The sequence below is a fragment of the Rhodococcus sp. IEGM 1307 genome, assembly GCF_030056915.1.
In the GTDB taxonomy this organism is placed as follows: domain Bacteria; phylum Actinomycetota; class Actinomycetes; order Mycobacteriales; family Mycobacteriaceae; genus Rhodococcus_F; species Rhodococcus_F opacus_D.
In genome coordinates, this window is record NZ_JASHKW010000009.1 from 282,562 (window position 1) to 296,376 (window position 13,815).

The 13,815-nt window shown below is 65.5% G+C and carries 11 protein-coding genes; 6 read left to right on the forward strand and 5 right to left on the reverse strand.

Annotated elements, in window-relative coordinates:
• Positions 1–377: 377 nt before the first annotated feature.
• Positions 378–959 carry an NAD-dependent epimerase/dehydratase family protein gene (locus QM841_RS20035; RefSeq protein ID WP_283333272.1) on the forward strand — a complete coding sequence of 194 codons (582 nt, stop codon included), beginning with the start codon at positions 378–380 and terminating at the stop codon, positions 957–959.
• Positions 960–1,158: 199 nt separating this feature from the next.
• Here the strand turns inward: QM841_RS20035 and QM841_RS20040 are convergent, their stop codons facing one another.
• The 4 genes from QM841_RS20040 to QM841_RS20055 form a co-directional block, all read right to left on the reverse strand.
• Complete coding sequence (locus tag QM841_RS20040) at positions 1,159–3,621, reverse strand: acyl-CoA dehydrogenase family protein (protein ID WP_283333273.1); 2,463 nt, start codon at positions 3,619–3,621, stop codon at positions 1,159–1,161.
• Positions 3,618–4,280 carry an enoyl-CoA hydratase/isomerase family protein gene (locus tag QM841_RS20045; protein ID WP_283333274.1) on the reverse strand — a complete coding sequence of 221 codons (663 nt, stop codon included), beginning with the start codon at positions 4,278–4,280 and terminating at the stop codon, positions 3,618–3,620. The genes QM841_RS20040 and QM841_RS20045 overlap by 4 nt, the downstream gene beginning before the upstream one ends.
• Positions 4,281–4,479: 199 nt before the next feature.
• On the reverse strand, positions 4,480–5,814 hold the full coding sequence (locus QM841_RS20050; protein WP_283333275.1) for an MFS transporter: 1,335 nt from the start codon (positions 5,812–5,814) through the stop codon (positions 4,480–4,482).
• 54 nt (positions 5,815–5,868) lie between these two features.
• Positions 5,869–7,047: a CaiB/BaiF CoA transferase family protein gene (locus QM841_RS20055; RefSeq protein ID WP_280779365.1), complete on the reverse strand. Its 1,179-nt coding sequence runs from the start codon at positions 7,045–7,047 to the stop codon at positions 5,869–5,871.
• Between the two features lie 150 nt (positions 7,048–7,197).
• On the opposite strand from QM841_RS20055, the gene QM841_RS20060 reads away from it, so the two are divergent.
• The 5 genes from QM841_RS20060 (at position 7,198) to QM841_RS20080 (ending at position 11,814) form a co-directional block, all read left to right on the forward strand.
• Positions 7,198–8,427 (forward strand): PucR family transcriptional regulator, encoded by a 1,230-nt coding sequence (locus QM841_RS20060; RefSeq protein ID WP_283333276.1) that lies wholly within the window; start codon positions 7,198–7,200, stop codon positions 8,425–8,427.
• A gap of 134 nt (positions 8,428–8,561) precedes the next feature.
• Entirely contained in the window at positions 8,562–9,881 is a 1,320-nt protein-coding gene (locus tag QM841_RS20065) for an alkyl sulfatase dimerization domain-containing protein (protein ID WP_283333277.1), read from the forward strand.
• Entirely contained in the window at positions 9,869–10,246 is a 378-nt protein-coding gene (locus tag QM841_RS20070) for a YidH family protein (RefSeq protein ID WP_280779362.1), read from the forward strand. The genes QM841_RS20065 and QM841_RS20070 overlap by 13 nt, the downstream gene beginning before the upstream one ends.
• Entirely contained in the window at positions 10,243–10,560 is a 318-nt protein-coding gene (locus tag QM841_RS20075; protein ID WP_283333278.1) for a DUF202 domain-containing protein, read from the forward strand. Before QM841_RS20070 ends, QM841_RS20075 begins: the two co-directional genes overlap by 4 nt.
• A gap of 48 nt (positions 10,561–10,608) precedes the next feature.
• On the forward strand, positions 10,609–11,814 hold the full coding sequence (locus tag QM841_RS20080) for an alkyl sulfatase dimerization domain-containing protein (protein WP_283333279.1): 1,206 nt from the start codon (positions 10,609–10,611) through the stop codon (positions 11,812–11,814).
• A gap of 282 nt (positions 11,815–12,096) precedes the next feature.
• On the opposite strand, the gene QM841_RS20085 is transcribed toward QM841_RS20080, so the two are convergent.
• The gene (locus tag QM841_RS20085; protein ID WP_283333280.1) at positions 12,097–13,557 is read right to left on the reverse strand and encodes a glyceraldehyde-3-phosphate dehydrogenase; all 1,461 of its coding nucleotides are present in this window, start codon (positions 13,555–13,557) and stop codon (positions 12,097–12,099) included.
• Between the last annotated feature and the right edge of the window lie 258 nt (positions 13,558–13,815).

A 13,815-nucleotide genomic window follows, 5' to 3' on the forward strand; every position in this document is an offset into this window, starting at 1 on the left:
ACGGCGCCGGCGCCGCGTCGGCACATCCGACAGGCGCTCCGGACAGTCTGGCATCGGTCCACCAGTCGTCGATCGAAAACTCGTTCCCTCCCCATCCTCACCACCCCATCGCCCCTCACCGCGTCGGCCCCAACCCATTCGGTCACGAGCGGGGAGGCCCAACAGAACGTCACAGGTTCAACCCGTTCCAGTGGGGTATCTGTCCCGGCTCTTCTCCCCAGAGCCATTGCTTCCCTCGAGGGCCGCGGTAGTCGGCCTCCTTGGGCCTGCACAGAGGCCAGCGCTTCCGAAAAGGCAGGGACCCGTATGACATCACCGTGCCGCGGTTGACAGCGGCGGTTCGTGCTCACTTCCATTTCGTATAGTAAGGAGTAATCATGAGGATATTTCTTGCCGGCGCATCCGGCGTGATCGGGCAGCGGCTGATTCCCCGGTTGATTCAGGCGGGGCACGTAGTCGGCGGTATGACGCGCTCACCCAGCAAGACGGAGCTACTGGGCGACCTCGGTGCCGAACCGGTGCTGTGTGATGTCTTCGATCGGGAGGCTGTAATTCAGGCGGTTCGTGACTTCACACCGGACGTCATGCTGAACGAGCTGACCGATCTGCCGGATGATTCGGCGCAGATCAGTGAACACGCAGATCTGAACGCTCGCATCCGAACCGAGGGAACCCAGAATCTTATCGAGGCCGCTCGGCAGAGCGGGTCGCCGAAGATCCTGGCTCAAAGCGTCGCCTGGCAATTGCCTGATGGGCCCGCCGCTCGGGCGGTCGCAGAATTGGAGCGTTCCGTTCTCGCCGAGGGCGGTGTTGTATTGCGCTATGGACAGTTCTACGGTCCCGGTACCTATCACGAGCAGCAACAACCCGAGGGACCTCGGGTTGGTATCGACCGAGCTGCCGAACGAACGGTGGAGGCGCTGGGCGAGCCTACGGGCGTCGTCGTCATAGTCGACTGAGCGTTCCCGGGCTCTTACTGTTTCCACAGTCCTGACACGGCGACGACGTTGTCCGCCAACAGTTCCGTGGAACTGTCCGCCGGTACTGACGCCATCGACCGTTGGTGGGACTCACATCTGGAGAAGCGGGCTCGTAAACATGTTGCACACGGGGTTCCGACCGGCACGGACGTCTGGTCGACTACCTACAGTTGAGTGTCTACCTCGGCAAACCCAGGATTCTTTCGCCGATGATGTTGCGCTGAATCTGATTCGACCCGCGAGCGATCCGGCGTCCCCGGCTCTCGAGGAACACTCGCTGCAGGGAGTCGAGTTGATATCCGTCCCCCTCAGGACGGGTCAACGCAGACGCGCCGAGAAGCTCCAGCGCCGTCGAGCCGAAGATGCAGTGATACTCCGACCAGTTGACCTTGTCGATAGCCAGCAACTCGTCGACGGCCTGCCCCTCTGCGACTCGGGCACTGATCACGGAACCAACGGCACGCATCAACTCGACCTCGACCACCAGATCTGCCAACCGCTGGCGGACGATCACGTCGCCGAGCCGACCGTTCTTGTCCAGCCGCTCCACCAGCACGTCCAGTTCGTGGCGATAGCCGACGTACTGCGTCGCCGCCTTGCCCGCTCGTTCGGCGCCGAGTGTGGTCATCGCGACCACCCAACCGTTGCCGAGCCCACCCACCACATTGGTCAAGGGGGCGCGGGCATCGGTTATCCGTTCCTGCGCAAACCCCCTGTCGCCCGACGCCATCCGGATGGAGTCGACGTCGATGCTGTTGTCCGTCATGGGAACAAGGACAAACGAGATACCGCGGTGTCTCGGTGCTTCGCGGTCGGTGCGGCATAACAGGAACATCATGTTGGCCCGGGCTCCGTTGCTGGTCCAGATCTTGTCACCGGTTATCCGCAACTCGTCACCGTTCACGATTCCGCTGGTCCGCAGCGAGGCGAGATCGGATCCGGTCTCGGGTTCGGAGAAGCCCTGGCACCACGTGTCTTCGCCCGACAGAATGCGGGACAGGAACCGGCGCTTCTGGTCCTCGCTCCCATGGGCCAACAGGGCGGGCGCGAGCAGGGTCTCGCCCATTCCGAGTTGCGGGCGTCGAAGTCCCGCGCGCGCGAACTCCTCTTCCACAACGAGAGTTTCGACCGGTCCCAGGCCCCGGCCGCCGTGTTCCTCCGGCCACGACACGCACAGCCAACGCCCCTTCCGCAACAGATCGGTCCAGTGCTTCTCGGCATCGGTGTCTTCGTGCCCGAACGGTTCCTGCGCGTATTCGAGTGGCATCCCCTCGGCGCGGTGGTCGGCCAGCCAGGCGCGGACCTCGGTCCGCAGGTCCGCCAGCGGAGCGGGTTCGTCGGCCCGCGCCGGCGCCTCGAACGCGGTGCCGGTGGCGAGGACTCCGGCGAGCAGACGCTCGCGGTGCCACGCCGACGACCCGGACATCAGCTGATCCGTCTTCGCCCGCTTGAGATGAACATGAGCCTCGTGCTCCCAGGTGAATCCGATCGCACCGTGCAATTGAATCGTCTCGCCGGCGATCTGCAGGTACCTCTCGGTCCCCGCGACGCTGAGCAGGCTCACCAGTGCCGGCAGTTCCGGTGCTCCGTCATCCGCGGCGTGAGCGGCGACGTCGACGGCGGCGGCGATCGGTTCGAGCGCACGGGTCAGATCGGCCAGCCCGTGTTTGACAGCCTGGTTGGTACCGATCGGACGACCGAACTGGTTGCGGGTCTTCGCATAGTCAACTGTCAGGTGCAGGCACCTGCGAGCGCCACCGACCCTCTCCGCCGCCTGCACGACGAGCGCCTTGTCGAGCGCTCGGGACAGCGCCTCCGAAATGTCTGCGGTGCCACTGATCCGTTGTGCTGCTGCGCTGTCGAAGGTGATGGTCGTGAGCGGGCGGGTCAGGTCCAGCGCGGGTTGCCGGACCCGCAGCATGCTCGCGTCCGATGGTTCCACCAGAAACAGGCCGGTCCCGTCTTCGGTTCGGGCGGCGACGACGATCGTGTCGGCGCAGTGTCCGAAGATCACGTGATCGGCCCGTCCATCGATCCGCCAGCTATCGCCGTCCGGCTGTGCACGCACGGTCTCCGAGCCGGCCTGCCACCACCCGTCGGCGTCGGCAAATGCCAGACACCCGAGACGAGTGCCGGCGGCGAGACCTGGCAGCAGCTCACTGAGCCACCGCTCCCGGGCGCAATCCGCGATGGCGAGCGTGGTCAACACGGAACTCGCGAAGAAGGGGCTGCACGCTGCGGAGCGCCCGAATTCCTCGGCGACCACCACGAGGTCACCGATACTCGCGCCTGATCCTCCGTATTTCTCGTCGACGAGCAGTCCTTGCAGTTCGAGTTGTTCGGCCATCGTCGCCCACATCTCGGGTCGGTATCCGAGTTCCGTGTCCTGGACGGCCAATACTTCGGCCGGTGCACTGGTTGCGGTGAGAAACTCTCGAACCGCGTCGCGAAGCGCGCGGTGTTCAGCGGTTGTAGTCATACCCATTCGATTGTCTCCTTCGAGTGTCCCGTGTAGCACCACCTCGGTCGGGATCCCCAGACCTGGGATGACCGGGCGGCCTGCGACCTGCCCGCCCGGCTGTGCATTATGTTGTCTTATATGGCTTTTCGACAGCAGGTGCCGCCGTGCGCACGCACTCACACGAGCAGTGTTCGGCGCGTCAGAATCGCTTGCTTCATGGCGATTCCCCCGCCGTTGGGGTAGGCCGCAATCTTGTCGGCGAGCTCGGTGGCCCGGACCAAAACCTGCTCGTCCGGCACCATCTCGTAGGCGAAGCTGCGGCGCAACAGGTCGGGACCGTACTGACGTTCACAGGCCAGCGTGAGCTGCAGTGCCTGGTTCACGTCGAATTTCGCGAGCAACCACCGCAGATTGTTCGGCGCAGCCACCCCCATCTCCGCCTCGCCGACCATGAGGAACGACGTCTCTCCCACCACGAGGAGGTCGCAGGCCAGCGCGATCGCCGCAGCACCGTTGACAGCGGCCCGCTCCAGCGCCCCGATCAGCGGCTTCTCGAACCCGGACAGGGTCGCGTGCAGGTCGGCGATCGCCGCGGTAATCGCCGGTTCACCCGGGCGTACCTCGGCCAGATCCAAACCGGAACTGAAGCACCCGTCCGCGCCGCACAGCAACACCGCTGTGACTGTGTCGTCGTCCTGAGCGTCGGCGAACGTTCTGGCGAGCTGGGTGACCATCGGGACCGTCAGGGCGTTCTTGCGCTCGGGACGATTGAGTTCTATGTCCAGCCGTCCGCTCTGATGGTGCCGAACGACCACGACATCGCTCTCCGTAGAACTCACAACATGCTCCTCACGAGGCCGTCGAACTGCCCGACGGGAGCAGCCTGCCGTCCCGTGGCGCGTTCGCCGCCTATCAGGGACACGTTGCCTCTCAACCACATTGGTGTGCTCATCGCTTCCTTCCAGAGTCGCTGACGACCGGCTGGTGCCTTCAGGCCAGGTTTATGGACGGCGGTGCCGTCGAACGTTCTGGTTCTGCCTAACTGTTCGGGTGGTGCGCGGCGATCGTGGTTGCGTCGCGTTCGGGGTTGACCAGGATGGTGGCGGCGAGTGCGCCGACCAGCATGATGACTCCCACGATGACGAAGCCTCGGCCGTATCCAGCGGCGGTATCGGCGGCGCCGGAGACGAGGGAGCCGATGAGAAGTGGTGCCGCGACACCGCCGAGGCTGTAGATCGCGACGGTGATGGACATGACGGATCCGCGTTGTTTGGCGGGTACTACGTCGGAGAGCAGGGAGAACGCCAGTCCCCAGGCTGCGGTGTTGAGGGAGAACGCGAGCGCGATCAGCACCATTTGAGTGGGTCCGACGGGCAATGTTGTGAATCCGATCATGCACACACCGCCGGCGGCGAGTAGGCCGGCCGCGAACAGGGCGCGGGCGGTGCGGGACGATCGTCCGGCCAGCGAGAGGCGGGTGGAGATCAGGCCGGCGAGGAAGGTCAGGATGACGGCCGCGGCGAAGGGCAATGTGATCAGCAGTCCGGTGGCGTTGGCGCTGTAGTGCAGGCCTTCGCGCAGGTACAGCGGTAACCAACTCACCTTCAACGCGGTCGCCCAATAGGAGCAGAACGAGAAGATCGCGACACCGATCACCGTGGGGCGAGTCCACAGGAGCCGGACGGGCACGGTGTCGGGAAGCGTCACCGCCTGTTTCCCGGTGCCCGCCCCGGCATTGCCGGCGGGTCCTTCACCGCCGATGAACAGCCAGGCCACCAGCCAAATCACTCCGGCGGCCATGAGCACGAGAAACGCTGCGTGCCAGCTGTAGCTCTGGATGATCCAGGTCAGGACCGGGGCGGCGATCAGCGGGCCGAGGGAGGCTCCCATGATGACTACTGACGCCGGTAGTGAACGGCGGGTCGGGGAGAACCAGGTGTGGGCGATCTGCTGGGACAACGCCCCGGCGGGGCCTTCGGCGAATCCGAGCAGCATCCGGCAGGCGAGGAAGACCCCGAATCCGACCGTCGTGGTCATCGGGGCAAGGCTGAGCACCCACAGTCCGACCAGACCGGCGAGGAGCCATCGCGCGGAGATACGGCCGCCGAGGGATCCGAGAACGATCGCGCCCAGGGCGAACAGCCAGAAGAATGCGCTTTGGGCGGTGCCGAACTGTTCGCTGGTGAGTCCGAGGTCGGCCTTGATCTCGACGCCGGCGAGGCTGACGACGACCTTGTCGGCGAAGTTGATCAGCATGAACGCCATCAGCATCAGGGTGATGATCCAGCCGCGCCGGCGAACGCGGGGGCTGTCGAGTTCACGGTCGGCGGCGAGGCCGCCCTCGGTGCGGGTTTGTCGATTCTGTAGGGACACGAGTGCTCCTGGGGCCGTGACGGTGAGGGGTGGGTGGCGCGGTGGCGTGTCAGGTCACGTCAGGGAGTACTCGCCCAGCCGGTAGCGCGCGACGATCTCGTGGCTGTGTTCGCCGAGTTCGGGGACCCGCCCGGCGTCTGCGGTGCGGGGGGTGCTGCGGGAGCGGTAGGGGAGTCCTGGGATGGAATAGGTGTGTCCGTCGGCGGTGCTGCCGGTGGTGAAGATGCCGCTGGCAATCACATCGGGCGCACTGGGAACCTGGTCGTAGGTGCGAACGGCGCCGGCGACGATGCCCACGGAAGTCAGCGCCGTGAGGGCGGCTTCGGTGTCGAGGCCGGCGAAGAAGGGTGTGAGCGCGGCGAGGAGTTCGCCGCGGTGGGCGACCCTCGCCGGGTTGTCGGCGAAGCGGGGATCCTTCGGCAGGTCGGGTCGGCCCGCGAGGTCGCAGAGCTGGGTGAATCGCTGCTCGGTGTAGGCGGAGACGACGATCGAGCCGTCGGCGGTGGGGAAGATGTCGGCGGCCGGTGCCGCGGTCGGTTGCCCGTTACCGCGCCGGTGGGGCGCGACGCCGGTGAGGGAGTATTCGCCCCAGTTCACGCATTGCAGATCGATCGCCACGTCGAGCAGTGAGACGTCGATGTCGTCCCCGAGGCCGGTACGTTCTCGTCGGAACAGGGCCGCCAGCACCGCCTGCGTGACCACGTAGGAGGTGGCGTGGTCGACGAGCGGGAAACCGACCCGTTGCGGGTCTCCGTCCGCCTCTCCGGTCACGGACATCATGCCGGTTTCCGCCTGGGCGGCGATGTCGAGGCCCGGCCGGCGGCGGGAGGGTCCCTCGGTGCCGAAGCCGGACACCGCGGCGAGGACGACGGTGGGATTCAGTTCGCGTATTTCGTCGGCCGACAGGCCTAGCTTTTCCATCACCCCTGGTCGCAGGTTGTGGATCACGACGTCGGCTCGGGCGATGAGGGCCCGCGCGTGGCGGAGATCGTCCTCGGCTTTGAGGTCGAGCACGATCGACTTCTTGCGCCGGTTGTAGGCGCGCATGATGGCCTCGCCGTAGACGCCGATACCGCGCGCCTGGTCCCCGCCGGGGCCTTCGATCTTGAGGACGTCGGCGCCGAGGTCGGCCAGGGTCTGCGCGGCGCCTGGCGCCGCGATGTACTGACCGAAATCGACGACCATGATCCCGGTCAGGGGCAGGTCATCGGGAGCGTACGCAGAGTCTGGCATGGTTCCTCATTCTGTGCCGGTGTGGACCTCGGGGCTGGTGGAGCCGTTCTGGGTCCTCAGCCTGGCCGAATGGGTTGCTGTCGTACCATCGGCGGCTGTCACACTCTTCACGTCTGTAGTGTGTGACCCGTCACACCTAGGAGGCGTTCGATGCGCACCGCGCCCGAGGCAACCAAAGACGATCTGCAGGGCACCATCGCCCGTATTCGCCGGTCGGTGCCGCGGATGGCACGGACAATCATCGACCGCTACATCGCCACCTCGCCGCTCTACACGCAGACCGCGGTGCCCGAACATTTGCACCGGGAAAGCGCCCACACCGTTCGATCGTTGCTCGAGGTGTGCCTGCAGTCGATCACCGACGAGTCCATCGACGTCGCCGACACGATGCGCGAGAACATCGAACGCGGCACCGAACGAGTCGCGGAAGGGTTGCCGCTACGGGAGTACATGCGCTGCTGGCAGATCGGATTCGACGTACTCTCCGAAGAACTCGAACGCGAACTCGGCACCGACCACGGACTGTTCTGGTTCGCATACCGCCGAGCCCATACCACGTTTGACTGCATGCTACGAGAGGTCGTCTCCGCGTACGAGATCCACGCGCACGACCTCATTTCGGCGCAAGACCGAAACCATGCCCCCATCATCGATGCCCTCCTGCGCGGCGACGGGTGGGTGTTCGACGACCCCGACTCCGTCCCTGCCGAACCGAGCATCATGCTGCTGCACATCGGTGACACCCCCGCCGAAGGATCCGGCGACCGGAACGCCCGATCACTGGCGGCCACACGGAAGGTCCGCGCCGTTCGCGCCCACCTCGCCAGGGCGGTCCCCGGCCTGTGGCTCATCGATGTCCGGCCTCGGCACGCTCGGATTCTGATGCATCCACCGATCGGGGCTCTCGACCCGCTGGCCGTGGACCTTGCGCGGGTCAGCGGCGCACCAGTGACGATCGCGATCGAGGACGCCACTTCGATCGAGGATCTTCCGCGGGCCGGCACCACGGCCGCCGAGGTACTCGACATCGCGATCCGGTCCGGCCGCACCGGCACGGTCAGCCGAATGGGCGATGTCGCACTTGCGCACCATTTCGCCCACACCAGTGCGTCGCTGCCGGTGCTGCTGGAGCGCTGCGCCCCGTTGCAATCGCGACCGGACCTGATGCACACCCTCCGGGTCTATCTGGCCAGCAACCTGGATCGACGGGCCACTGCGGACACCCTGGTGGTCCATCCCAACACCGTCGACAACCGGCTCATCCGCGTCCGCGAGCTGACCGGCCTCGACGTACACGTAACCACGGAGCTGCTCACTCTCGCGGTCGCGGTCAGCGCCGCCACCGTTCACCCCGACGCGGGGGCCGACCACCCGCTGTGAATCTGTGATCGGTCACAGACTGGGGCCGCCAGGGGTGTGCGCGCAGACGATTGTTCGGCTGATGTCCGGTGCACAGAATGAGGCGCACGGATCGCAGCGTCGCGGTCCGATACCCACGCCGAGGAGAGCGCCACATGACGGACATCATCGACTACGCCGACAAGGTCTGGAAGGGCGAAGCCAACCAGAACGCCTACCACCACGGAGACCTCCGGAAGGAGGGAATGCACTACATCGCGGAGGGCGCATACATGTGGCCGGCGTTCGGCAACGTCTACGTATTTCCCACCAAGGCGGGTCTTTTCGTGTACGACACCGGCGACCGCCGCACCGCCGAAGACCTGTTCGCAGCCACCCGGCGAATCTCCGAGCAACCGGTGCACACGGCTGTCTACTCGCACGGACACGTCGACCACGTCTTCGGCATGGACCCCTTCGACACCGAAGCGCGCGAGCGCGGCTGGACCCGCCCCACGGTCCTCGCACACGAAAACGTCATCAGCAGGTTCGACCGCTACAAGGAAACCCGCGGCTACAACGGCATCATCAACCAACGCCAATTCCAGGCACCGAACCTGATGTGGCCGGACGAATACCGATACCCCGACGCCACCTTCACCGACCAGACCACCCTCGCCATCGACGACCTGCAGGTGCACCTCCATCACGCCCGCGGCGAGACCGATGACGCCGCGATCGCCTGGATCCCCGACCGCAAGATCCTGTGCTGTGGGGATTTCTTCATCTGGGCCAGCCCCAACGCCGGAAATCCGCAGAAGGTGCAGCGCTTCGCACACGAATGGGCCCAAACCCTGCGGTGGATGGCCGACCTGGGCGCCGAAATCCTGCTCCCCGGACACGGGCTCCCGATCCTCGGCGCCGACCGAATCCGCACCACCCTCACCGACGCCGCCGAACTCCTGGAAATCCTGCACGGCCGCACCCTCGAGATGATGAACGCCGGAGCGACCCTCGACGAGGTCGTGCACACTGTTACCGCCCCCGCGGAACTGCTCCGCAAGCCCTACCTCGCACCCTCCTACGACGAACCGGAATTCGTCATTCGCAACGTCTGGCGCCTCTACGGCGGCTGGTACGACGGCAACCCCGCCAACCTCAAGTCCGCCCCCCGCACCGACCTCGCCCGCGAGGTCGCGGACCTCGGCGGCGGCGCCGCCCAACTGGCCGAGCGGGCCCGCGCCCTACTGGCACGAGGCGAACACCGGTTGGCGGGACACTTCGCCCAGATGGCCACCGACGCCGATCCGCAGAGCCGCGACTCACATCAGGCCCGCGTCGACATCTTCGGCCAACTGGAACAAGGCGCCACCTCCACCATGGCGAAAGGGGTCTACGGATGGGCGGTGGCGGAATCGCGGGCCTTCCTCGACGGCAGCGACCACGCGACCGAACTGAAAGCCAAAACAGCCGGCCGCGCGCGATGGGCATTCTGACCTCAGACAATCCCCGTCCATCAGCGGACTCAGGTTCGGTGGATGAGGAACCGGACTACCGGTACACGCTGGCGAACGAACGCACCTACCTTGCCTGGATCCGCACTGCTATGGCGCTCCTGGCTGCGGGTGTGGCTGCCCATCAGTTACTTGCTTTGCCCTCCGGGGCACTGCAGATGACGATCACGATGGTGTGTTTCGGGCTAGCTGCCGTCCTCGCCTCCGGCGCGTATCTGCGCTGGAGGGCCGCGCAGTCGGCCATCAGGCGGAACCTGCCACTTCCGGGCTCCGTCCTCGTGCCCGCTCTCGCTCTCGGTCTGGGGATCCTCACGCTCCTCGCCGCCGGAGCGGCATTGTGGTCGTGATCGGGTCCGCCGACCGGGATCCGGGACTACAACCAGATCGCACGGCATTGGCCTGGCGGAGAACCACACTCTCCGCCGCGGCGGCGACGGTGGCGCTCCTCCACATTCCCACCGTCCACGGTGACCGCGCTGCTTCGCTCAGCTTGGTACCGATGGCGGTGCTGCTGCTCGCGATCACGTACGTCAGCCACCGGCGAGGCCGTTCGCTGCGGCGGGGGACTCAGGGAATGACCGGACACCATGCCGGTCTGATAGCGCTACTCGTCACGGCCACAGCGGTCGCCGCTGCCGCGACCGCAGCCTTTGCCCGATAGCCGCAGTCTCGAAACACAATTCGAAGCACACACTGGAAGGAGACACCGATGCCCGTAGCGGAAGTCGACAACAACCCGCTGTTCGGCGGCACCGAAATCACCGTTGTGGCCCCGGGAATCTTCACGATGGGCCTACAGGGAAATAGCTTGGCCGTAGAAACCGATGAGGGGTTGCTCGTCGTCGACTCCGGACCGAGTCCATCCGTGGTTCCTCAGGCACTCGCACAACTCCGCGAACACACCGACCAGACAGTCCGCTGGATCGTCTACAGCCACGGCCACCTCGGCTACAACTACGGTGTGCCAGGGTTCCTGGCCGAAGCCGAGAGGCGCGGAGAACCCCGCCCGACGATCATCGCCCACGAGAATGTCGTTCGCCGCTACCAGCGCTACATCGAGACCGCCGGACTCCAGAACCACATCAACTCCCGCCAGTTCCGTCGGCCGATCGAACAGTTCGCGCCGGTGCCGACCCTGACATTCCCCGACCAAACCTACCGGGATGCAATGACACTCGGCGGCCCAAGCCGTCAGGTTCGGCTATTGTGGGCGCCTTCGGAGACGGACGATGTCACCGCCGTGTGGTTGCCCCATGAACGGATCCTCTACGGGAGCGCCGCAGTCATCGACAGCATCCCGAACATCGGCACGCCCATGCGCACCACGCGGGACGCCGTGCGGTGGGCGAACACCCTCGACAGTCTTGCCGCCCTCAATCCTGCCGTCCTGATCCCCGAGTTCGGATCAGTCATCCACGACGTCGGCGCAGAGCAACTGGCCACCACCTCGGCGGCACTTCGCTGGCTGCGCAGAGCCGTCGTGGAACGCCTCAACAAGGGAATGGGCGTCGACGACATCGTGCACGATATCGACTACCCGACCGAACTGTTCGACGTCCCGTGGATGAAACAAGCCTACGGACATCGGGACTTCATCGTGCGGGACATCGTCCGCTCGGAAACCGGGTGGTGGGACGGCAACCCGACCCACCTACACCCCGCCCGGCCCGACATCGCCGCCAACGCACGCGCGGCAGCGATCACCGACAAGCAGGCCGTGCTCGACCAGGCACACCGACTGCGTGACGCCGGACAGGTTCAGGAAGCGCTGCACGTCGTCGATCTGCTGGCACTCGCGACCGCAGACTTCCCGGAGGCCCACCACGCCCGCACACTTAAATCCGAACTGAGTGCGCTTCTGGCCAAAGACGCACCAAGCTACGTCTCGCGCAGCTTCTATCGAGCCGTGGCCTAAAGCGGCACCCAGCAAGACGACAGGGCGGAGCCGGTCGAACTTGCGCAGCTCTCACCCGGCAGATCGACGGCCGTCAGCTCGTAACTTCCGGACCCGAACGATCCGGAGGGGTTGATTCCCCCCGCGCTACGATCCATCGACGGGCCCTCGGTGCCGGAAATTTCAACGTCGGCAACCATACGAACGATGAGCTTTCAGCGGCGAGGCCCACCGAATACGCGACGACACCCGGGAGAGCAGCCACTGCTCGGCCCGGGCGTCGCGAAACTACGGTGCCGCCGGTCAGCCCACGGACATCGCATCAGCGGCGTCGACCGCGGGGTAGATGGGGTACTCCACACCGGACAGGTACTGGACAGTGCGCACCACCTGGCACGAGTATCCGAACTCGTTGTCATACCAGACGTAGAGGATGGCGGTGTCGCCGTCGACGATCGTCGCGTTCGCGTCGACGATGCACGCGGCGCGCGAACCGATGAAGTCACTGGACACGGCATCGGTTGCGGCGGTGTAGTCGAGGTTCCGGCTCAGCGCTCCGGTGAGCGACTCCTGGCTGAGATGCTCGAGCACCTCCTCCCTGGTGGTCTCACGACCCAGCTGAAGGTGGAGGATGGCGACGGATACGTCCGGAGTGGGAACGCGGATCGAGTTGCCGGTGATCTTGGCCTTCAGCTCGGGGAGCGCCTTGGCGACCGCCGACGCGGCGCCCGTCTCGGTGAGCACGAGGTTGAACGGCGCTGAACGACCACGGCGGTCGGCCTTGTGGTAGTTGTCCAAGAGGTTCTGGTCGTTGGTGAACGAGTGCACGGTCTCGACGTGGCCTCGAGACACACCGAATTCGTCGTCCATGGTCTTCAGCGGCGGGACGATGGCATTGGTGGTGCAGGACGCGCACGACACGATCTGCTCGTTCGGGTCGAGGTCGCGGTGATTGACGCCGTGGACGATGTTAGGGACGTCTCCCTTGCCGGGCGCGGTGAGCACCACCTTCGCGACTCCGGGGCGGAGGTGCTTCGACAGTCCGTCGCGGTCGCGCCAGATTCCGGTGTTGTCGATCAGGATGGCGTTGTCGATGCCATGCTCGGTGTAGTCGAGGCTCTCCGGGTCGTTGCTGTAAATGAACTTGATGACGTTGCCGTTGGCGATCAGCGTGTTGTTGTCGGTGTCGACCTTGATCGTGCCGTTGAACTGCCCGTGGACGGAGTCACGGCGCAGCAACGATGCGCGCTTGGTCAGATCGTCGCTGCCACCCTTGCGGACCACCACGGCACGCAGGTTCAGCCCATTGCCCGAGCCGGCCTTCTCGATGAGCAGTCGAGTGACGAGGCGACCGATACGCCCGAATCCGTACAGGATCACGTCCTGCGGCTGCGCGGGACTCGTCTGGGCGCCGCCGACCAGGTCGGCGAGGCTCCGTGCAACGAACTCTGGGACCGATGCTCCGTCACCGTTGGCGCGATAGGCCATCACCAGCAGTCCGAGGTCGATCTTCGAGGGCCGAAGATTGAGGTGAGTCAGCGCTTCGAGGAAGGGGAACGTCTCCTCGACCGACAGTTCATCGCCGCTGATCTGCCGGGCGAAACGATGGGTCCGCAGGATACTGATGACCGACTTGTTCACCAGGGAGCGACTGTGAAGCAGAATGGTCACCGAACGTCGGCGGTGCAGGCCGCCGATGACCGGGATCATCGCCTCCGCGAGAGCTTCCTCTGAATTCCACTGGGCCAGTTCCACTGTGCTCACTGCGCTTGTCTGCCTTCCCGGCTCATGTGGCGTGTCCTTAGGTGGGATGCCGGCGAGCGCACACCGTTCCACCAGCGGTGACCTGGATCACCGGACCCGGTTTCGCGACTCGCGGACACCGGCGCGCCCGACGCACTCATCATATGGAAGCGTTTCGTCGGGCCGACAGCCGGTCGCCGAAACGTCCGGTGGGACGAGAATCCGGCCACCTGCAAGCACGCAAGCGGTAGCCGTCAGGCAACAGGCCGAGTGCAGGAG